Origin of the sequence: Kribbella sp. NPDC051137 (assembly GCF_040682535.1) — a bacterium.
Taxonomy (GTDB): domain Bacteria; phylum Actinomycetota; class Actinomycetes; order Propionibacteriales; family Kribbellaceae; genus Kribbella; species Kribbella karoonensis.
The window spans coordinates 59414-80011 of the sequence record NZ_JBFBBI010000010.1; the positions used below are offsets into that span (position 1 = coordinate 59414).

General features: G+C 68.4%; 24 protein-coding genes. 8 read left to right on the top strand and 16 right to left on the bottom strand.

What is annotated here, in order from left to right:
* Positions 1-44: 44 nt before the first annotated feature.
* Entirely contained in the window at positions 45-467 is a 423-nt protein-coding gene (locus tag AB0M51_RS41580; RefSeq protein ID WP_363754376.1) for a hypothetical protein, read from the bottom strand.
* A 221-nt stretch (positions 468-688) separates the two neighbouring features.
* On the opposite strand from AB0M51_RS41580, the gene AB0M51_RS41585 reads away from it, so the two are divergent.
* The 5 genes from AB0M51_RS41585 (at position 689) to AB0M51_RS41605 (ending at position 5692) form a co-directional block, all read left to right on the top strand.
* Entirely contained in the window at positions 689-1897 is a 1209-nt protein-coding gene (locus AB0M51_RS41585; protein ID WP_344199735.1) for a neutral zinc metallopeptidase, read from the top strand.
* Between the two features lie 18 nt (positions 1898-1915).
* A complete protein-coding gene (locus tag AB0M51_RS41590) occupies positions 1916-3178 on the top strand; it encodes a neutral zinc metallopeptidase (protein ID WP_344199732.1) in 1263 nt (420 codons plus the stop codon).
* Positions 3178-4077 (top strand): neutral zinc metallopeptidase, encoded by a 900-nt coding sequence (locus AB0M51_RS41595; RefSeq protein ID WP_344199729.1) that lies wholly within the window; start codon positions 3178-3180, stop codon positions 4075-4077. The genes AB0M51_RS41590 and AB0M51_RS41595 overlap by 1 nt, the downstream gene beginning before the upstream one ends.
* A 21-nt stretch (positions 4078-4098) precedes the next feature.
* On the top strand, positions 4099-4866 hold the full coding sequence (locus AB0M51_RS41600) for a neutral zinc metallopeptidase (RefSeq protein WP_344199727.1): 768 nt from the start codon (positions 4099-4101) through the stop codon (positions 4864-4866).
* Between the two features lie 124 nt (positions 4867-4990).
* Positions 4991-5692 (top strand): neutral zinc metallopeptidase, encoded by a 702-nt coding sequence (locus AB0M51_RS41605; protein WP_344199725.1) that lies wholly within the window; start codon positions 4991-4993, stop codon positions 5690-5692.
* Here the strand turns inward: AB0M51_RS41605 and AB0M51_RS41610 are convergent.
* On the bottom strand, positions 5685-6140 hold the full coding sequence (locus AB0M51_RS41610; RefSeq protein WP_344199722.1) for a GNAT family N-acetyltransferase: 456 nt from the start codon (positions 6138-6140) through the stop codon (positions 5685-5687). The two genes, AB0M51_RS41605 and AB0M51_RS41610, sit on opposite strands and share 8 nt — an antisense overlap.
* Positions 6141-6375: 235 nt before the next feature.
* On the opposite strand from AB0M51_RS41610, the gene AB0M51_RS41615 reads away from it, so the two are divergent.
* Entirely contained in the window at positions 6376-7218 is an 843-nt protein-coding gene (locus AB0M51_RS41615; protein WP_344199720.1) for a hypothetical protein, read from the top strand.
* A 51-nt stretch (positions 7219-7269) separates the two neighbouring features.
* On the opposite strand, the gene AB0M51_RS41620 is transcribed toward AB0M51_RS41615, so the two are convergent.
* The 14 genes from AB0M51_RS41620 to AB0M51_RS41685 all read right to left on the bottom strand — a co-directional run bounded on the left by AB0M51_RS41620 (position 7270) and on the right by AB0M51_RS41685 (position 19371).
* The gene (locus AB0M51_RS41620; protein WP_344199718.1) at positions 7270-7794 is read right to left on the bottom strand and encodes a hypothetical protein; all 525 of its coding nucleotides are present in this window, start codon (positions 7792-7794) and stop codon (positions 7270-7272) included.
* Between the two features lie 39 nt (positions 7795-7833).
* The gene (locus tag AB0M51_RS41625; protein WP_363754385.1) at positions 7834-8541 is read right to left on the bottom strand and encodes a hypothetical protein; all 708 of its coding nucleotides are present in this window, start codon (positions 8539-8541) and stop codon (positions 7834-7836) included.
* 91 nt (positions 8542-8632) lie between these two features.
* Positions 8633-9637, bottom strand: coding sequence for a BadF/BadG/BcrA/BcrD ATPase family protein (locus AB0M51_RS41630; RefSeq protein WP_363754388.1), 1005 nt, complete (start codon positions 9635-9637; stop codon positions 8633-8635).
* On the bottom strand, positions 9625-10881 hold the full coding sequence (locus tag AB0M51_RS41635; protein ID WP_363754391.1) for a 6-phospho-beta-glucosidase: 1257 nt from the start codon (positions 10879-10881) through the stop codon (positions 9625-9627). Before AB0M51_RS41635 ends, AB0M51_RS41630 begins: the two co-directional genes overlap by 13 nt.
* Positions 10882-10890: 9 nt before the next feature.
* On the bottom strand, positions 10891-12078 hold the full coding sequence (locus AB0M51_RS41640) for an ROK family transcriptional regulator (RefSeq protein WP_363754394.1): 1188 nt from the start codon (positions 12076-12078) through the stop codon (positions 10891-10893).
* A 111-nt stretch (positions 12079-12189) separates the two neighbouring features.
* Positions 12190-13158: a DUF2891 family protein gene (locus AB0M51_RS41645; RefSeq protein ID WP_363754397.1), complete on the bottom strand. Its 969-nt coding sequence runs from the start codon at positions 13156-13158 to the stop codon at positions 12190-12192.
* A gap of 8 nt (positions 13159-13166) precedes the next feature.
* Positions 13167-14138, bottom strand: coding sequence for a DUF979 domain-containing protein (locus tag AB0M51_RS41650; protein ID WP_344199702.1), 972 nt, complete (start codon positions 14136-14138; stop codon positions 13167-13169).
* On the bottom strand, positions 14135-14836 hold the full coding sequence (locus tag AB0M51_RS41655; protein ID WP_344199700.1) for a DUF969 domain-containing protein: 702 nt from the start codon (positions 14834-14836) through the stop codon (positions 14135-14137). The genes AB0M51_RS41650 and AB0M51_RS41655 overlap by 4 nt, the downstream gene beginning before the upstream one ends.
* 67 nt (positions 14837-14903) lie before the next feature.
* A complete protein-coding gene (locus AB0M51_RS41660; RefSeq protein WP_344199698.1) occupies positions 14904-15302 on the bottom strand; it encodes a hypothetical protein in 399 nt (132 codons plus the stop codon).
* A 15-nt stretch (positions 15303-15317) separates the two neighbouring features.
* Positions 15318-15995, bottom strand: a complete 678-nt coding sequence (locus tag AB0M51_RS41665) for a uracil-DNA glycosylase (RefSeq protein WP_344199695.1) — start codon at positions 15993-15995, stop codon at positions 15318-15320.
* Positions 15996-16134: 139 nt separating this feature from the next.
* Positions 16135-16680 (bottom strand): DUF1990 domain-containing protein, encoded by a 546-nt coding sequence (locus AB0M51_RS41670; RefSeq protein WP_344199692.1) that lies wholly within the window; start codon positions 16678-16680, stop codon positions 16135-16137.
* Positions 16667-17455 (bottom strand): YndJ family protein, encoded by a 789-nt coding sequence (locus tag AB0M51_RS41675; protein ID WP_344199690.1) that lies wholly within the window; start codon positions 17453-17455, stop codon positions 16667-16669. Before AB0M51_RS41675 ends, AB0M51_RS41670 begins: the two co-directional genes overlap by 14 nt.
* Positions 17452-18486, bottom strand: a complete 1035-nt coding sequence (locus tag AB0M51_RS41680; protein ID WP_344199687.1) for an LCP family protein — start codon at positions 18484-18486, stop codon at positions 17452-17454. Before AB0M51_RS41680 ends, AB0M51_RS41675 begins: the two co-directional genes overlap by 4 nt.
* 84 nt (positions 18487-18570) lie before the next feature.
* On the bottom strand, positions 18571-19371 hold the full coding sequence (locus AB0M51_RS41685; RefSeq protein WP_344199685.1) for an AraC family transcriptional regulator: 801 nt from the start codon (positions 19369-19371) through the stop codon (positions 18571-18573).
* Between the two features lie 70 nt (positions 19372-19441).
* On the opposite strand from AB0M51_RS41685, the gene AB0M51_RS41690 reads away from it, so the two are divergent.
* Together AB0M51_RS41690 and AB0M51_RS41695 are read left to right on the top strand one after the other, a co-directional pair.
* Positions 19442-20227 (top strand): phytanoyl-CoA dioxygenase family protein, encoded by a 786-nt coding sequence (locus AB0M51_RS41690; protein ID WP_344199683.1) that lies wholly within the window; start codon positions 19442-19444, stop codon positions 20225-20227.
* Positions 20228-20302: 75 nt separating this feature from the next.
* Positions 20303-20584: an HU family DNA-binding protein gene (locus tag AB0M51_RS41695; protein ID WP_344199682.1), complete on the top strand. Its 282-nt coding sequence runs from the start codon at positions 20303-20305 to the stop codon at positions 20582-20584.
* Positions 20585-20598 lie beyond the last annotated feature (14 nt).

Consider the following 20598-nt stretch of genomic DNA (forward strand, 5'->3'; position numbering starts at 1 on the left):
GACCCGAGAACAGCCCGGGCACAAGACCCGGGCTGGAGACGGAACTACTTGCGGCCGAACTTCCACCACTTCGGCTTGTTCATCTTGATCTCGTCCGGCTCCATCGGCGGCGGCACCGGCGGCCGGGACTCCTCGGTGAGGAAGTTGCCGGACTCGGTGTCGTACGGCGTGACGCCGAGCTTGCGGCTGATCTCCATCACGATCGGGATCGACCGCGGCCCGTCGTTCAGGTAGAAGGTGATGTCGCGGACCTCGACACCCTTGCCGATCGTCATCTCGACGTCGAAGTCGGCACTTCGCAGCGCCAGCCAGGACGGCTTGCTGGTGTCGACGTCCGGCACCAGCTCCCGGACCGCGGCCACCACGTCGGTCGAGGACCCGACCGAGGGCGGCTCGTAGTCGACCGGAATGTCGTCGAGGCGCCGTACGCCTCCTGGCCCGCGCATCGCATAGACAGCCCAGCTCATACCCCCAGCATGCCAGGTGATCAGGCCCGCCGTCCGGGGTGGCCGGGTAACCGGTCGGGTGCGGTCCGTAGCGCCGGTCGCGAAACGGTGTCAATAGGTGCAATCGGGTTCTCGGGGTGGCGGTCCAGGCCGTAATATCAGCCGGCGGTCGGCTCGGGGGTCTGTGCCGGCCTTTCTGATGGGGACCGGTGGAAGCCGGTACTGGGGAGAAGCGGACACCTATGGCGGACGAGTCGGCGCCCAAGCCTGGGCATTTCCTGCCCGGCGGCGACGGGAACCGGACCACACCGGACAACCGGAGGCCGGACGGATCGGCACCGTTGGCTGCACCCACACCCCGACTCGGCCGGGACGACCAACCGGTCCACCCGCAGCTCCGCGGCAGCCGGATCGACTCCCGGAGTACGACGCTGTCCGGCACCCGGCTCGGCCCGCCGGCGGCGGACGACCGCGCGGCCGCGGCGTACCGGGAGGTGTTCCACCCGGAGCCGATCCCGTTCGTGCCGAAGAAGCGCTCGAAGGGCCTGGTCGCGCTGATCGTCGTCGCGGCCCTGCTGCTGCTCGGCGGCGGCGCCACGTTCGCCGTCAAGGTGCTCTCGAACTACGACGGCTTCGTCGCGAACCCGCTCGGTACGCCGTCCGCGAAGCCGGGCGACGGTCCGGGCGGAGCGCCGACGACTGCCGCGCCGGTCGGCAAGGGCACCCCGGACGCCGACATCGTCGGCAAGAACCCGATCTACTCCGCCGGGAAGCTGGCGGCGGTGAACTGCCCGGAGCCCGCGTTCCGCCCGACCTCCAAGGAGAACGTGCGGTCGTACTACCAGGCGCTGACAGCCTGTATGGACAAGGCCTGGGAGCCGCTCGTCACCAAGGCCGGCTTCGAGTTCCGCTCGCCGCGGCTGATCGTCTTCGACGACGGCGAGGAGACCGCGTGCGGCGTACAGGACGAGGATCTCGCGTCGTACTGCCTGGACGATCAGGGCGGCAGCGTGACGATGCCGTGGCAGAAGATCGTCGAGGACTACCCGAAACACCGGGCCGCGACCCGGGTGCAGATGGCGCAGTCGTTCGGCTTCGTGTACGGCGCCCACGTGCAGAACCTGACCGGGATGGCCGCGGCCGCGGGCAACCTCGCGGACACCGCGGCGAACAAGACCGCCGAGCTGGAACAGGACCGGCGCGCGGCGCTGCAGGCGTCCTGCTTCGGCGCGGTGTTCTTCGGCGCCGCGCGGGCGAGCTTCCCGCTGCGCGGCGAACTGCTGCAGCAGTGGAACGACCAGATCCGGCGCAGCGGCGACGAGTTCAGCAAGGACAAGGTCCGCGACCACGGCTCCAGCAAGAGCCACACGTTGTGGATGAACCAGGGCTTCGCGACAACCAGTCCCGGCGCCTGCAACACTTTCGGCGCAGCATCCGCCAAGGTCAGCTGAGCAAGATGGGAACGATCGATGCCTGACTCCGTCCCGAAGCCGGGCCACTTCAGTACCGGCGAGCCGCCCGCCGGATCCCAGCCGCTGACCCTGAAGACCGCGCAGCCCGTCGGTCTCGGCAAGGCGCGCCCGGTGGCGTACGACGACTCGTCCGTACGCCGGAAGGCCCGCCCGCTGCCGACCGAGCCCGGCACCGAGAGCGACTACAGCGGCCCGCCGACCGCACCGCTCACCGGCACCCCGTACACCCCGCTCACCGGCACCCGCCGCCCCGGCGGTCCGCGCCCGAGCGGCTGGCACTCGAACCCGTCCCGCTCCGGCGCCCAGTTCACCGCCGAGCCGCCGCCGCTGAAACCACCACGCCAGTACTCACGGCCGATCATCGCCGGCCTCTCGGTCCTGGTCGTCGTCATGCTGACGGGTGCAGCCGTCGGCGGCTTCAAGCTCGTCGACTCGTACGGCCTCCAGCGCCCGCTCTCGCAGCCGTCGGTCAAGAAGTCGGAGGCGCCGATCCCGGTCCCGCCGGACCCCACCGTGACGGTCACGGTGCAGGGCATCCCGGACATGGTGCGACTGCAGAAGAACAAGATCTACACGGCCGGCGGCGTCGTGTCGGTGAGCTGCAAGGAGCCGGCCATCAAGCCGAACTCGCAGTCCACGATCCTGCGCTACTACCAGGCGCTGCTGCCCTGCCTGAACAACGCGTGGGCGCCGATCGTGAAGAAGGCCGGGTACGACTTCCGGTCGCCGAAGGTGAAGCTGCAGACCAGCCAGGTCACCGACGACGAGGACTGCACCGGCGAGTCGGACACGGCGTACTACTGCAGCGCCGACGAGAGCATCAACATCAGCTGGAAGGAAGACCTCAAGTACTACAAGGCCGAGCCGCAGGCCGCGCGGGTGTGGATGCTCGACACGATGGCCCACGAGTACGGCCACCACGTCCAGCAGATGACCGAGATGATCACCGCGTCGTTCTCCCGTGAGGGCTGGACGAAGTCGAAGGCGATGAAGCTCGAATGGGCCCGCCGCCGCGAACTGCAGGCGACCTGCTTCGGCGCGGCCTTCCTCGGCGCCAACAAGAAGTCCCTCGGCCTGTCCGGCGACAAGCTGAAGCTCTGGCAGTGGGAGGCGCAGCACTCCGGCGACGAGTACAACCCGAAGAAGGTCCGCGACCACGGCTCCCGGAAGAGCAACTGGGCCTGGTCCGGTCCCGCCTTCGACTCGGCCAACCCCAAGGACTGCAACACGTTCACGGCTTCGGCCGCCAAGGTCAGTTGATGCGCCGGGTCGGGGCGCTGGTGGCGCTCGTAGTACTGGCGGCGACCGGCTGCGCGCGGACGGAGCCGGCCGCCGTACCGACGCCGGCGGTGACGGCGACGCCCACGCCTACTCCGACGGTGACACCAACGCCGACTCGGACGAAGGCGACGACGCCTTCGTCGCCGTTGAGCATCGACCTGACGAGCCTCGTCGTACACAACAAGCTCTACACGGCCGGCCGGGTGCCGGCGGTGCGATGCGTGTTGCCGCGGCCGCGGCTGACCACGAAGGCCGGTCTGGTGGCCTACGGCAACGTTTTTGTCGCCTGCATGAACAAGGCCTGGGATCCGGTCGTGGCGAAGGCGGACGCGGTCCAGGCATCGGTCGAGCTGATCCCGTACAGCGCACGCCACCCGAAAGCCACGCCCGCCTGCACAGACCCGCCGGGCAACGCCGACGCGTTCTACTACTTCAGCGGCTTCACCGGGAAGATCTGCTTCGACACAGACATCTACCTCGACTCGAAGGACCAGGAGTTCAACCTGGTCAACTTCGAGCAGCTGCTGGCCCACGAGTACGGCCACCACGTCCAGTACTCGGTCGGGATCCTCACGCTGTACGACGAACTCATGCGCGGCAAGTCCGAGGCCCGCCAGCTGGAGGTGATGCGCCGCAAGGAACTCCAGGCCAGCTGCCTCGGCGCCGCCTTCCTCGGCGCGAACAAGCGCACGTTCGGCCTGTCCGGCGTCCGCCTCAGGTACTGGCGCTGGGTCGTCAGCCACGTCGGCGACGAGTACAGCAAGGTCCGCGACCACGGCTCCCGCAAGAACCACTCCTACTGGACCACCCGAGCCTTCACCTCCACCACCCCCGCCACCTGCAACACCTTCACCGCCCCCGCCAAACGGGTCAGCTGACCCATGCGCCGGGCAGTCACGGTGATCGGACTCCTGGCGGCGGCCGGTGCCTGCATCGCCGCGGTCGGCACGCCGGAAGCAGCGCCGCAAACCTCGACTGCCGGCCCGTCCTACACGTTGTTGGAAGACGCCGACCTGGTGCACAACCAGCTGTACGCCGCGGGGCAGGTGCCTGCGGTGCCTTGCCATGTGCCGGACAGGCCGTTGAAGACGCACAGCGACATACAGCTGTCCGCGGACGCGATGCTCGGATGTCTTGAGCGCGCCTGGACGCCAGTTGTCGAGCGGGCGGATGCCAGCTTCTCACCGACCGCGCTGTACGTCGTGACGGTGGGCGCACAGACTGGCTGCGGCGAGTTCGACGGCGGCGACGACGCGTTCTACTGCCCGGACGACTCGGACATCTACCTCGACTGGACCCAGCACGTCGAGGAGAGCCCCGACGATCGGCCGTACGAGTCGGCGTACCTGCTGTTCGTGCTGGCTCACGAGTTCGGACATCATGTCCAGCAGTTGGTCGGCATCATGGCGGACGACGATGACAGCCTGGAACGGGGCCGCCGCCTCGAGCTCCAGGCATCCTGTCTGGCCGCCGCCTTTCTCGGCGCGAACCAGAACACGCTCGACCTGCACGGCGACCGCCTCGACGGCTACGAGGACGCGGCCTACTTCGGCGACCACGACCACGGCTCCGACAAGAACAACAAGCTCTGGTCCAAGGCCGGCTTCGCCGCCAAGTCCCCCTCCGCCTGCAACACGTGGGCCGCCCCCGCGAAACGAGTCAGCTGAGATGCGACATACGGCGATCCTCCTGGTTGCGCTGCTCCTCGCCGGTTGTGCACAGCAACAGGCCGCGCCGACGCCATCGCAGTCGCCGTCTCCGTCACCGGTCGGATCGCCGACGACGGCGTACGTGCCGCTGCCGGATCCGTCCTTGATGGGGAACAGTCTTTACAAGGCCGGACAGGTGGACGCCGTCAGATGCACCACTCCGACCGCGCGACTGGCGACCAAGCAGGCGATCATCCGCTACGCGACTGCCTTCGTGCGCTGTCTCGACCGGGCGTGGGCGCCAGTTCTCCAGCGGGTGCACTTCAGCTTCAGTCCGGTGGTGGCGGTGTACTCGGCCCCGACCGGCAGCAAGTCAGGGTGCGGCGTGATGGAGAGCAAGGTTGCAGCCCTCTACTGCGATGAGACGCGCAGCATCTACTTCAACTGGCCGCGCTATATCGTCAAGGAGGCGCAGGATCAAGAGGGTGGTCGTGCTTCGGTTCAGTACCTGATGGCGCATGAGTACGGCCACCACGTGCAGCAACTGACTGGGCTGACGAGCGGCTACGCACAGAAGTACTGGGCTGCGGAGCCGGACGCGCAACGGGGTGAACAGGACCGCCACGAGATGCAGGCGCACTGCTTCGCCGCCGCGTTCTTCGGGGCGAACCGGGAGACACTTCGGCTGAAGGGTGAGCGACTGGCCCAGTTCGGTCACCCCGGGTATACGCCCAGCGGGAGCGCGGACCACTTCCTCGACTGGCTGAAGCGCGGATTCGCCGTGCGCGGGCCGCGGGACTGCAACACCTGGACGAAGCCGGCGGCTGCCAGCAATCTCAGCTGAGCTTGAGTTTGAAGCCTTCGTGGGTGTTTTCGAAGCCTAGGTTGGTGTAGAAGCGGTGGGCGTCGGTGCGGGACTTGTCCGAGGTGAGTTGGACGAGGGTGCAGCCGCGGGTGCGGGATTCCTCGACGGCCCACTGGATGAGGGTGGTGCCGAGGCCGGCGCCGCGGGCGGTGCGGGCTACCCGGACGGCTTCGATCAGGCCGCGGGTGGAGCCGCGGCGGGAGAGGCCGGGGATGATCGTGAGCTGCAGCGTGCCGATCACCTCGTCGTTGCGTTCGGCAACTACGAGGAGCTGGTTGGGATCGGTGTCGATCTGTTCGAACGCGGCCAGGTACGGCGTCAGGTCGGCGGTCGACTCACGGGTGGCGCCGAGTTGGTCGTCGGCGATCATCGTGACGATCGGGGCAACGTCGGCGGCGGTGGCGCGGCGGATCACGAGGTCGTTCATGGACCCAGGATCGCAAACGGCTGAAGCGGTTCAGCCGCCGGGGTAAGGACCGAAGTACCGCCATGGTGATTGCCTTACGCAAACACTTTTCGTTGCCCGCCTCGCCGAAAGGCGTTGTTTGCCTCGGGCATCAGCGGGTAACAGTCATACTGGACACCACTGCATCCGCCCGTGCCGGGGTTGGGGCAGTTATGCGCCGACAGCGGATGCGGGCCAGTCCTGAAAGGTCATCCGAATGTCAGCGTTAGCGATTGACTTCACCCAGCCGTTCGAGGATGCGTTCAGCAAACTGCTGTCGTTCATCCCGAACCTGCTGGGCGGCCTGGTCATCCTGGTTGTCGGCTACTTCGTCGCCAAGGTGCTCGGCAAACTCGTCGGCAAACTTCTCGGTCGGGTCGGGTTCGACAACTGGATGGAACGGGCCGGCGTCTCCGGTGTGCTGCAACGGTCGGGCACGGGGCTGACCGCTTCGGCGATGCTGGGCAAGGTCGTGTTCTGGTTCGTGTTCCTGATCAGCTTCACGATGTTCGCCTCCGCGCTCGGCGTGCCGGAGATCTCGAACTTCATGAGCGACATGCTCGGCTACATCCCGCGGATCTTCGCCGCGATCGTGATCGTCTGCCTGGCGGCGCTGTTCGCGAACTTCCTGGCCGCGATCATCCGCGGTGCCACCGGCAACGAGACCCTGGCCAAGGTGGCGCGGTACGCCGTCCTGGTGTACGCCGCGTTCGCCGCCCTCACCCAGCTCGGTGTCGCGGTCCAGCTGACCGGCAACACGCTGCTGATCGTGCTCGCGGGTGGCGCACTCGCTCTCGGCCTCGCTTTCGGTCTCGGGGGCCGCGAGATGGCCGGCCGGGCGCTGGGCAACCTGTTCTCGAAGGACAACATCCAGAAGCCGGCCGCGGACCCGACCACCATGGGCTCCAACGGTACGGCGGAGTACCCGGCCCAGGGCACCGGCTACCAGGGCAACTACGAGGGCGGCTACCAGCAGCAGCCTGAGCAGCACCCGGCCGCCCACAGCGCCGGCTGGTCCAACGGCAACCCCCAGAACGGCAACTGGCAACAGGGCCAGTAACTGTTCCCCAGGCGGGCGGCAATCCCATGGGTTGCCGCCCGTCGCCTGTGTTCAGCTCTTGTCGGGGCCGGCGCGGCGGACGTCTTCGACCTTGGTCATGGCGGTGCGGAGGTCGGACAGCCAGCTTTCGCTGTGCTGGGCGACGAGTTTGACGCACCAGCCGAGGGCGTCGCTGCGGGAGCGGGCCACGCCGGCGTCGACGAGGGTGTCGAGGACCTGGCGTTCGGGCTGGCGGAGCCGCGTCATCACGGGGGCGGACAGCGACGTGAAGACGGTCCTGGTGTCGCCGCAGCGGACACCCCAGGCGACCTTGCGGCGGGCGGCGTGTTCGAGCTCGCGGGCGATCTCGATCCGGCGTTCGCGGGTGTCCTCGCGGAACTGCTTGATCCGGCCTTCCTCGGCGGCGGAGCGCTCGGCGGCGCTGACGTCCTTGTTCTGCTCGGGTGCGGGGATCCGGCCGACGATCAGGATCTCGTCCCGATCGATCGACAGCTCGGTCTCACCGTCGAACCAGTCGCCCGGCAACCGCCCGGTCAGCCAGCCCCGCACCTTTTCCTGCTCGGTCTGCGTACTCATGTAATCATGATTACATCAATGCAGACCGAGCTCAAGCGGTCAGTGGTATCGCACCGTGTACGCCGCATGCGCGTCGCCCTGCGACAGGCCGACGTTCGACACCCCGATCACCAGCGTGTGCCGGGTGACGTCGTTCCGGTAGGTCACGTACGTCGTACCGGCCGCACCCTCGGTGCCGATCCGCGTCCAGTGCGAACCACCCCTGGCAGCTACCGTGTGCAGGCTCCGCACGGCGGCCGGTGTCGCGTAGTACGCGGTCCACTTCGCGTCGCCGCGGCCCCACGCGCGGACCAGGTTGTCCGACCACTGCACCGCGTTCCACGCCTTCGGCTCGTTGCTGAACCTGGCGGTGTACGCCGCATGCCAGCCGCCGGCGCCGCGCAGCCCGACGTTCTGTACGCCGATCGTGAGATTCCCGCCGCGTGCGTCGTCGTGGTACGTCACATAGATGGTCCCCGCCGCACCTTCGGTGGAGACGCGGCGCCAGTGGATCCCGCCCGGCGTCGCCTGCCCGAAGAGCGTGCGTGAGGTGGTTGTCGAGGCATAGCAGTTGGCGGCCGCCGTGTTGCCGCTGCCCCAGGCGCGGACGAGCCGGTCGGCGTACGTCGTCGCGGAGACACCGGCCACCGAGCCGGCGCACGTGGCTGTCGTACCGGCGTTGGCCGGCGTCGCGCCTGTGAGGACGAGCGGTGCGGTCACCGCCAGAGCCGTCGTGGCGCCAAGACCCATGATCCTTCGAATCATCATCGACCTCCCGAGTGGATGTGGTCCTACTGAGTAGGACGCCAGATCGCACCCGGGAGTTTGCCGCCGATGTCGCTGCAACATGTCTGCAATGTCAAGCGGCAGGAGACGGCGCGAACCCTGCGCGTAAGCGCTCCTGAGCCGCGGCTCCGGCCGCGGTGTGATCAAGTCCGAGCAACGCCGCACCGACCACGGGCGGAACGTCGACCACCCGCGGTACCGCCTTCGGGGCGACGTCGGCGAGCAACCGGGTGACCCGGTCGAGGAGTACCGGGTGCCGGGCGGTGAGGACGCCGCCGCCGAGTACGACGGTCACCGGCTCAGCGAGCAGGTCGAGCCGCCGCAACGCGCTGGACGCCATCGCGACGATCTCCGCGGCCTGCTGCTGAACGATGCCTAGGGCAACGATATCTCCGGCGGTCGCGACCTGGAAGAGCACCGGCACAGCCTCGAGCTGCCGATCCGAGGGCAGCTCGCCGAAGTGGAAGGCCTCGATCACCGCGTTCAGCGACGGCTTGCCGAAGTGCAGCGACAACGCGGTCACCAGCGCGGTCGCCGGACCGCGCCCGTCCGCGGCACGGGACGCCGACCAGAAGGCCTCCTCGGCCAGTTGGGCGCCGCCGCCCCAGTCGCCGGTCAGCTTCCCCAGCGCCGGGAACCGTGCGGTACGGCCGTCCGGCAACATCCCGGAGCAGTTGATCCCTGCGCCGCACACCACGGCGACACCGCGCGGCTCGTCCACTCCGGATCGCAGCAGCGCGAACGTGTCGTTGGCGACGTACACGGACTCCGCCCAGCCGCGCTCCTCCAACACGGCGGTCAGTTGCTCGACCTCGATGGGAAGGTCCGCGTTGGCGAGGCATGCGGACAGCTGTTGCACCACGGGTACGTCGCCGACGTGCAGTCCAGCCGCCGCGGCCGCAGTACGGACAAGCGGCTCCAGCCCGTCCACTGCGGCAGCAGGGCCGATCTTCTGCGGCTCGAACCCGCCGCCACGCGCCGTGCCGAGCACTGTGCCATCAGCGGCGACCAGTGCGACGTCGGTCTTACTGTTGCCGGCGTCGAAGGCGAGCACGCCGCCCGGGACTAGCGCGCCCACGGCAGGTACGCCTTGTTGTGCGCCAGCAGCTTGTCCGTGAGTTCCTGTGCGATCGAGATCTGTCCGACGAGCGGATGGGCCAGCAACGCGCGGAACACGCGGTCTGCGCCACCGTGCACTGCTGCCTGCAGAGCAAGGTCTTCGTACGCCGTCACATGTGCGACGAGTCCGGCGTACAGCGGCTCCAGCGGGGACACCGCCGCCGGCTGAGCCCCCTGCGCGTTCACTGTGGCCGGTACTTCGATCACGGCGTCGTCAGCGAGGAAGGAGAACGTACCGTTGTTGAGCGTATTGACCACTTGTATGTCGCCGGTGTCGTTGAGCAAGGAGGACGCCAGCGCGACGGCGGCCTCCGAGTAGTACGCCCCGCCCCGCTTCTCGAGCAGTGCGGGCTTCTCGTCGAGCTGCGGGTCGGCGTACATGTCCAGCAGCTCCTTCTCGAGCGCAGCGACCTCGGCTGCGCGTGAGGGCTTGTGGAGCAACTCCTGCACTACCGCGTCGTGCTGGTAGTAGTAGCGCAAGTAGTACGACGGTACGACGCCCAGCTGCTGTACGACGTCAGCCGGGAGGTGAAGGTCGTCCGCGATGTCGGTGAGGTGCTTCCCCAGTAGCTGAGGCAGCATGTCCTCGCCGTTGACGCGTACGGCGCGTTCCCAGGTCAGATGGTTCAACCCGACGTGATCCAGCGACACCTCCTCCGGCGTGACTCCCAAGAGAGCGGCGAACCGGCGCTGGAAGCCGATCGCCACGTTACACAGCCCCACAGCCTTGTGCCCGTGCGACAGCAGCGCCCGTGTCACGATCCCCACCGGGTTGGTGAAGTCGATGATCCACGCATCCGGGTTGGTACGCCGTACGCGTTCCGCGATGTCCAACACGACAGGGACCGTCCGTAGCGCCTTGGCGAGCCCGCCGGCGCCCGTGGTCTCCTGGCCGACGCAGCCGCACTCCAACGGCCACGTCTCGTCCTCGTTGCGCGCGGTCTGTCCGCCGACGCGCAGCTGCAGCAGTACTGCGTCGGCGCCGTCGATACCCGCGTCCAGGTCGGAGGTGGTGATCACACGACCCGCATGTCCCTGTTTGGCGAAGATCCGGCGCGCCAACCCGCCGACGAGGTTCAGCCGGTCGGCCGCGGGATCGACCAGCACCAGCTCCGACACCGGCAACGTGTCCCGCAGCCGAGCGAACCCGTCAACCAGCTCGGGCGTATAGGTGGATCCGCCACCGACGACTGCGAGTTTCACCTTGGTCTCCTACAGGATCGGTGGACCCGCGGTGTCGAAGACCTCGTCGCGGGTGGTGCTCAATGCGGACTGCAGTGCTCCGGAGAGCACGGGGTCGATGCTGATCGCGGTCATCAACAGCTGCGGCCGGGGCACGGCGAGCTCGGCGAGCTCGTCCTGGACCAGCCCGCGTAGGCGTTCGCCGCCCGCGGTGATGACGCCGCCGGCCAGCACGATCAGCTCCGGGTCGACGACCGCGACGATGGCGGCCAGGCCGACCGCGAGCCGGTGCGCGAACTCGTTCAGTACGGCGTCGCCGGCGCCCTCGGTCTGCAGCGCGACCGCGATCGCGGCCTCCGCCGTACGGGCCTTCATGCCGTGTTCACGGGCGAGCTCGAGGACCGGTTCGCCACCGGCCAGCTCCTGGAAGCCGCCGGCGTTGTTGCGGCCGACGTCGCGGACCAGCGGCGTACCCGGAAGCGGCAGGAACGCGACCTCGCCGGCGCCGCCGGTCGCGCCGCGGTGCAGGCGGCCGTTGATGACGATCGCGGCGCCGATGCCCTCCTCGCCCCAGAGCAGCACGAAGTTCTCGTGGTTCTGGGCGTGGCCGACCCGTTGCTCGGCGACGGCGGCCAGGTTGACGTCGTTCTCGACCTCCAGCGGTACGGCGATCGCCGCGGCCAGCTCCTCGAGCAGGTGCGGGGCGTGCCAGCCCGGGAGGTGGGTCGCGTACCGCAGCCGGCCGGTGGTCGGGTCGAAACCGCCCGGTGTGCCGATCGAGACCCGGCGCAGCCGCTCCCGGCTCAGCCCGGCCTCGCCCGCGGCACCCTCGATCGCCTTCACGACCCGGTCGACCGTGCCCTTGGCGCTGCGGCCCGGGGTGGCCAGCTCGTAGCGGCCCACCACGTTCCCGGTCAGATCGGCGACCGCGGCCCGGATCCGCGTCGGCGTGACGTCCAGCCCCGCGACGTACGCGATCTCGCCGTTGATCTCGTACAGCTGCGCGTTCGGCCCTGGCCGGCCGGCGGTGGTACCGCTCGGGCGCACCAGTCCGGCCGCTTCCAGGCGGGCGAGCAGCTGCGACGCGGTCGGTTTGGACAGCCCGGTCAGGTTGCCCAGCGTGGTCCGGGAGAGCGGTCCCTGGCTGAGCAGCAGGTCCAGGGCGGCGCGGTCGTTCATCGCGCGCAGCAGGCGCGGCGTTCCGGGTGTCGTGGCCATGAGCCAACCCTGCCTCCCTTCGCCGCCCGCGGGTACTCGGCGCGCTGAACGTCCAGACTGTTAGGAAAGTTTCCTATTAGCGCGAGACGGTACGGCGGACGAGCGAAGGTGTCAATACGCCTGGTCGGCGAGCAAGGCGAACGAGACCAGCCAGTGCGTCGACATGAAGTCCCCGTCCGTCACGGTCGGCAGTACTGCGTCGACCTGACGATCGGCCCCGGCCCGCAGCACGTCGGCGACCTCCGGCAGTGCGGGAGCAATCGTCCGCAGCTGCCAGGCCCGCGACAACGCCAGCCCACCCAGATGTGCCAACTGCCCATCACCAGAGTCGTCGGTGACCGGCACCTCCAGCAGGTGCTGGTGTGCGTCAACACCCAGCCCAGGCAGAAACGCAGCCAGCCAGCTCCGGAACTCCGCGTCCGACAGCACCCGCCGCATCAGCTCGGCTTCGGACAACGCCGGCGACAAGAAGTCAGTCCCGGACGGTTCGAAGCACGTGTCGTACGCCGTGTCCTCGCCGTACCACTCCAACGCGCGTGTCCGGACCGCCTCCACCACATCCGCCCGCCCCAGCACGCCGTACGCCTCATGCAGCAGGGCGAGTGCAAAAGCCGAGTTGAGATGTACGCCGTGCCGCACCGGGTACGCCTGCTTCGGCAGCCACGCCAGTACTAGGTCCGCGATCACCTCACCCAGCGGAGCAAGCGCCGCAGCCCAAGGGGTGTCACGCGCGGCAGCAACGAGCATGGCGGCCCACGCCCATCCATACGGACGCTCGTACGACGGACGCGCTCGCAGGTAGGCAGCCTCGACAGCAATGGCCTCCGGTGTCAGGCGCTTGTTCAGCAGCTCCGCCGGGCGTGGGCCGACCTCGTCCGGTGCCAGCGTCAGCAACCGGACCAGGGACCACTGCATGTGCACGCTGGAGTGCCAGTCGTACGACCCGTGGAACGCGGGGTGCAGACGATCCGGCGTCACGTCCACGTCGTCCGGACCGGCGGATGCGTGCTGGGTGGCGTACGGGTAGGTGGTGTCGAGTACCTGGCAGGCGATGCCGGCCCACGCGGCGGCGTACTTCATCAGACTCCTCAGAACGCGAAGACGTACATCAGGACGATGTTGCAGGCCAGCAAGGGGATCGCGGTCGGGATCTGGGCCTTGATCGGGCCGTACTGGTCCTTCATCTCCAGCAGCGCCGCCGGGACCAGGTTGAAGTTGGCGGCCATCGGCGTACACAGCGTGCCGCAGAAGCCGGCCAGCATCCCGATCGCGAACACGACCGCAGGGGTGCCGTGGAACTGCTGCACCAACAGCGGCCAGCCGACCGCCGCGGTCATCACCGGGAACGCCGCGAACGCGTTGCCCATGATGATCGTGAAGATCGCCATGCCGATGCAGTACAGCGCGACCGCGGCGATCAGCGAGCCCTTCGGGATCAGGTGATTGGTGACGTGGCCGACCGCCTTGCCGACGCCGGACGCGGTGAACAGCAGACCGAGGGTGGCCAGCATCTGCGGCAGGATCGCGGCCCAGCCGATGTGCTCGAGCAGCCGCCGGCCCTCGTGCAGCGGCACGGCCGGGGATTTCGGCCGGAACAGCACCATGCCGACGATCAGCGCCAGGATCGACGCCACACCGAGGCCGATGATCGTCGCCGAACCGGACTCCAGCAGCAGCTTGCCGTTGCCCAGCTTCACCTTGGCCAGCCACGCGCCGAAGATCGCCGCGACGACCGGGATCACCAGCGCCGGCAGGAAGAGCTTGTTGCCGAACTTGTTCGCGAAGTGCTCCCGCTCGGCGGGCGTCGTCGTCCGTTCCTGACCCCGCGCCGGGAAGCCGAAACCGGCCAGGATCGCGATCGCGATCACCGCGAGGCCGAGCACCCAGGCAGGGGCCTGCTTGTGGACGACGAACGTGCCGTAGCCGAAGGACACTCCGAGCAGCCCCCAGAACGCCGCGCTGCCGAGCCGTTTCGGATTGCCGCGGTCGTTGACGACCTGCAGCGCGATCAGCACGAACAGGATCCCGCACAGCCAGTAGAACCACTCGACCTTGATCATCGCGCGGCCTCCTCGGCCTCGAGGTCCGCCTCGGCCGCGAGCTTGTCCAGCTGGCGGTCGAGCAGCCACAACCGGGTGCCGTGGATGAGCAGCGCGCAGATCGCGGTCGGGATCGCCCAGACCGCGATGTCGATCGCCTCGAGCTTCAGGCCGTACGTCGTGTCGACGAAACCGGTGATCAGCAGGATCGAGCCGACCGCGACGAAGATGTCCTCACCGAAGAAGACCCCGACGGTGTCGGAGCTGGCCGCGAAACCCTTGATCTTCTCCTGCATCTTCTCCGGCAGCTTGCCGTACCTGCGCTCGGCGGCGCCGGCCGCCATCGGGTGGATCAGCGGCCGGACCGCCTGCGCGTACCCGCCGATGCTGGTCAGGCCGACGGCGGCGGTGCCCTGCCGGATCACCATGTAGAGGGCGAGCAGGCGGCCGGTGGTGAGGACCTTGAGCTTGCTGATCAGCTTGCGGGCCTGGTGCTGCAGCCCGTAGCGCTCGATCAGCCCGATGACGGGCAGCGTGACGATGAAGACGGTGACGGAGCGGCTGCCGGCGAAGCCGTTGCCGAACGCGTCCAGGATCTTGACCGGAGACAGGCCGCCGATCAGGCCGGCCACGATCCCGGCCGCGGTGACGACCAGCATCGAGTTGATCCGGAGCGCGAACCCGACGACCACCACCGCGATGGCGAGCAGAACCCACATGGTTCCTCCCGGGGGAACAGGGCGATTCCGCTCACCATAGGAGATTGTTGAACGATCCTGCAATGGATCATTCGAACAAATTCTCCACCGGTTCCACCCGGACGATGCCCTCGGCCTTGGCCGCGAGGTCCGGATCGACGGTGATCAACGCGTCCGCCTGCAGCCGGGCGACCGCGACGTACTCCGCGTCCCGAAGCGTGTCCCAGTCCTGGTCACGGGCGATCTTCCACGCCGTCCACCGGGACATCCGGTCACCGAGGGTGCGGATCTTCAGCTCGGTCATCCGGGTGTGCAGCTGCCGGGCCTCCTTCTCGGTCCGGGTGCCCAGGCGTACGTCGCGGAGCAGCCGCTCGAGCGCCTCCGAGCGGATCGCCGCAGGCGCGACCAGCTGATGGTGTGGGGCGACGGCCAGCTCACCGTCGACCAGGTGCAGCAGAGTCGGTGCATCGATCACATAGCGCGTCATGCACCTCAGACTGCCCTAGGGCAGGCGCCAGTCCACCGGAGCGGCGCCCTGCTCGGCCAGTAGCGCGTTGACGCGGCTGAACGGGCGGGAGCCGAAGAACCCGCGGTCCGCGGACATCGGGCTCGGGTGCGCGCTCTCGACGTACGGCGTGCTGCCCAGCATCGGCTTGAGCGTCTGGGCGTCACGGCCCCAGAGGATCGCGACCAGTGGGCCGCCGCGGTTCACCAGTGCGTGGATGGCCTGCTCGGTGACTGACTCCCAGCCCTTGCCGCGGTGTGCGCCGGACTTCCCGGGCTGCACGGTGAGCACTCTGTTGAGCATGAGCACGCCCTGATCGGCCCACGGCGTCAGGTCGCCGTTGGACGGGGCGGGAACGCCGACGTCCGCCATCAGTTCGCGGTAGATGTTCTGCAGGCTGCGCGGGATCGGCCGTACGTCGGGAGCGACCGAAAAGCTCAGCCCTACCGGGTGGCCGGGCGTCGGGTACGGGTCCTGGCCGACCACGAGCACCTTCACCTCGGCGAGCGGGCGGTGGAAGGCCCGCAGTACGTTCTCGCCGGCCGGCAGGTACGCCCGGCCCGCAGCGATCTCCCCGCGCAGGAACTCGCCCATCCGCGCCACAGTGCCTTCGACCGGAGCCAAAGCCTCGGCCCAGTCGGGCGCCACCAGATCCGCCAACGTCTTAGGACTCACCCGCCACAGTCTCGCAGTACTGCGGTTCCTGGTGCACCCCGGGCTGTCGCCTGTTGTTCGCGTGTCGCTCAAACGCTGGTGTCACTACGGAAGGTACAAAGGTCGCGGCCCCGCAAAGTATGAGTTTGCGGGGCCATTGCTATGTCGCCAGGCGGCGGAGGGCCGCGGCGTAGCGGGTGGCTGCGTAGTGCTGGGCCTTTCGGGTGACAGGACCGGCCAGCCGCGTGTACCAGGTGGCGGGGCGGCTGTAGGCACGGATGGCGACGTACACGCCGCCAGCATCGCGGGTGACGAGGAAGGACTCCTCACCGGACTCCGGGTGGCCTTCCAGAGTGCCGTAGGCGAAGCCGATACGGTCTGGTTCGTCGACGGTCCAGACGACGCGACAGGGGACAGGAAGACCCAAGCGGCTCCGGAGCCGCTTGTTGAGGAGCCCTGGGCCCAGTAGCCCCAGGGAGTTGGTGCCGACCCGGGGCGGTGCGTCGGTCGCGGTCATCGGCAGTCCGGCCGCCCGCTGCATCCGCCATGCCAGCAACGCGTCCGCGGCACGCTGGAACACCTCGTCCCCATCGCCGAGCCGCTCGCGGTACTCGAGCCGGTGGTACCCCTCAGGCGTCTCGTCGTACTGCGTGCACCCCACCTCGTCGTACGTGAACTGCAACCCCGCCAGGTCATCCAGCTTCATCGAACTCCTCCCGTCGCATTGCCAGCACCCCGCACAACCCAAACCCAACCGCATTCGCCACCCCATGCGTGGCGACCATCCACTGCAGCGGCAGGTACGGCGTGTCCGCCACGTGCCCCAGTGCCCAGGTCACCGCCAGCAGCATCGTGACGACCAGAACTGATCCCGAGACGACCAAGAGGATCGCCGTACTGCGTTCTGCGCGGCGCGACCGCTTCCAGAGCTTCCAGCCGACCAGCCACATGCCCGTGGTCAGTACGACGGCTCCTGCCAGCTCAACCGGGTCGCCGAGGAAGAAGCCGAGCAGGACGATCACTGTGCCTAGCGGGACGCTCACGGCGGCCAGCCCGTCAGCCGAGAGGTACGCCATCAGGGCTGCCGTGAATCCGGCGAAGTGGAAGTGGGCAACTGTCAGCGACAACACGGTCAGGTTGAAGCCGAAGAGCTCGTACGACGACCTCTCGGCGACCAAGGCGAGCGCGGCGATCGACGGTGTGGCCAGAGCGGTGTAGAGCGCGACCTGGCGCGCACTGAGCTTCCTGTGCTGCCAGAAGTGCTGTGCGGCGAGCACGATCAGTACAAGCGTGCCGACGCAGTAGATCGACGCCAGCGCGATCGACACCGCTCCACGCGGCAGCCACAGCGACACCGCGCCCGGAACCGCGAACGCGAACCACCAGCGGGTGCTGGTGGTTCGCGTCGGGAGGAGGGGCAGGCCGAGGGGTAGGACGATGAGCATGCCCAGGCTCACCACCGCATGGACGAGGACGGTCAACTGCTCTTCAGGCCGCTGGTCTTGTCCTGCTTGATCGCGTCGAACAGGGCCTTCGCCTTCTCGGTGTCCCACTTCACCGCGACACCGCGGCCGTGGCCGAGCTGGTAGTTGTCGTTGCTGGTCGGCACCGTCAGTGTGATGCCACCACTCCCCGAGATCGCCCGCATGCCGTTCGCGAACCGGACGAAGTCGAGCAGGCTCATGTCCTTGTCCACGGTCAGCGCGTCGACGCCCTTGGTCGCCACGTTGTAGTAGCGGACCGGGTTCAGGAACGTCGCCGGCGAGCTGGCCTTCTTCGCGATCGCGCCGACCATCTGGCGCTGCCGCTCGACCCGGCCGAAGTCGTTCTTGCCGTCCGCGTGCCGGGAACGCACGTACCCGAGCGCGTTCGGGCCGTCGAGCTGCTGACAGCCGGCCGGCAGGTTGATGTGCGCGAGCTTGTCGTCCATTGCCTTCGGCAAGCACATCTTGATACCGCCGATGCTGTCGATGACCGACGCGAAGCCGCCGAACCCGACCTCGACGTAGTGGTCGATGCGCAGGCCGGTGACGTTCTCGATGGTCTGGATCAGCAGCGCCGGGCTCTTGCCGAACGCGGCGTTGATCTTCTGCCGGCCGCTCACGCCGGGGATGTTGACCGCACTGTCCCGCGGGATGCTGATCAGCACCGTCGGGCCGGACTTCGGGACGTGCATCAGCATGATCGAGTCGGTCCGCGGCGGGCCGGCGTTACCGCCGGTGTGCAGCTTGGCGCGCTCGGCGCGGGTGAGGTCCTCGCGGGCGTCCGACCCGACCATCAGGTACGTCGTCCCCGGGGTCGCGGCCGGCCGGTCGCCGGTCGGCATCGCGTCGATCTTGTCGATCCGGCTCCACGCGTAGAGCGGGACCGCGATCAGCATGAGCACGAACAGCAGGACGATCAGTCCGACGGTCCGGAGGAACCAGTTGCGCCCCGAATGCCGAGAACTCAGCTTGGGGCGGCGCGGCGGCGGGTTCGCGGTTCGCGGGTCGAGGCGCTGCGTTTCACTCATAGCCACGACCGTATCGGTGCCTGGGCCCGAAACACGTCACCCCAGTGAATGGTTTTACACGTCGGAAAGTCGACGGCGCCTCCTTCAAAGGGAGGAAATCCGGCCCGAGACCGAACCGGAGCGCCGGAAGCTGACCGGCGACATCCCCACTCTGGCAGTGAAGAGCCGGCTGAAGTACGCCGGATCGTCGTACCCGACCCGCCGCGCGACCACGCTCACCGCCAGGTCCTCCTCGGCCAGCAGAACCTTTGCATTGCTGAGTCTGGTGGCCAGGATCAGTTCATGCGGAGTTGAGCCTGTCGTGCGCCGTACTGCGTCGCGTAGCTCCTTCATTGTGATTCCCAGCGCGCTGGCGTAGGCCTGGATGCTCATCGGTGTACATGCGAGCTCGGCGAGCCGTGCGGCGACGTCGTCCTGCGGCGGCGCCTGCTGGCTCAGCAGGTCGTACAGCGCGCCTGTGATCTGTACCGCGTTGTGCTGTCTGCTGACGCGCAGCAGCCGGGTGAAGGCGCGGTCGACGGCTCGCGGGTCGGCGTGCCGGCGTACTGGTTGGTTGAGGTCGAGGTGTCCCAGCGACGTGAGTGCTTCGGTGGCTGGGCCGCTGAACAGCGTCCAGGCGTGCCGCCAAGGGGTGGCGGGACGGTAGCCGTGCAGGACGCCTGGGAAGAGTGTGAGCAGTGCGGGCGCACGTACCTCGTGCAGTTGACGATCTGGGCCGTGGAGCAGGTGGCCGTGTCCTTCCTTGAGCCACACGAGGGCGTGGCAGCCGAGGGCGCGTTCCGGTGCTGCACGGGAGTCGTGGGTCTGCTCGCCGGTGCCCAGGCAGAAAAGTCCAAGCTGGCGCTCGACGGCGCCCGGGGTCAGGTAGATCGACCAATCGTGCATGTCACAAGAGTCCAAGAGGCGGGTTCAGCTGTCCATTCCGTTCGGGGAGCGGGACGGCTGGAATGGAGGTGTGCTGACGTCTAACGGGTATGTGCTGGATGAGGAGCGGCTGGGTGAACTGGTCGCGGTGCCGGAGGGGGAACGTGGGGATCGGGAGCTACTGCGGGCGCGGCTGCGGCGGGACGGGTATCTGTACCTGACCGGGCTGCTCGATCCCGCCGTGGTGTGGGCGTTCCGGGAGTACTACTTCGGGCTGACGGGTGCTGCCGCGGACAGGGCGGCGTACCGGAAGGTGCTGTTCGGGGAGATCGTGCCTGGGCCGGAGTACGCGGCGTTCTGCAGGCAGCCGGCGTTGAAGGACTGGTTCGCCTGGTTCCTCGACGGGGAGCCGTTCCTGCACCGCCGGAAGATCATCCGGCAGACGGCGCCGGGGGAGAACGGCATCGGTACGGCGACCCAGGCGCACTACGACCTCTTGTACCTGCGGGAGGGGAGCGACCAGGTGCTGTCGGCGTGGATCCCGCTGGGCGACTGCCCGGTCAGCCGCGGTGGACTGACGTACCTGGCGGGCAGCCACCACCGCGTAATCGCCGAAGAGGCGGCCGGTCGCTTGAAGCGCCCGGCGGCGTCGATGACCGCGGACCTTCCTGCGCTGGCGACGGAGTACGACGCCGACTGGCTGGTCGCGAACTATCGCGCCGGGGACGTCGTCGTACACACCGCGCACACGATCCATGCGGCGCTCGACAACGTGTCCGACGGGATGCGCTTGTCCACCGACATCCGGTACCAGCGTGCGGACGACGCGGTCGACGCCCGCTGGCAGCAGCACTGGCACGACCGCGACGGTCTCTGACGGCACGCTTCTCGCTAACGACAATCATTTCAGTTAAGGTGGGCGCGGACGTGCGAACCGAGTCTGAGGAGAGTCGTGAACCGGAACGAACTGATCACCGGCGTGGCGGAGAAGGCGGGCATCCCGCGGAACCAGGCGGAGAAGGTCCTGGACGCGCTGGGCGACGTGGTCACCGAGGCCGTGCAGCGCGGTGACAAGGTGTCGCTGACCGGCCTGCTGAGCATCGAGCGGGTCCTGCGCGCGCCGCGTACCGGCCGGAACCCGCAGACCGGCGAGCCGCTGGACATCCCGGCCGGGTACTCGGTGCGGCTGTCCTGCGGGAGCCGGCTGAAGGCGGCCGCGCGCGCCGGGCGCTGAGCCGCCGGCTTGTC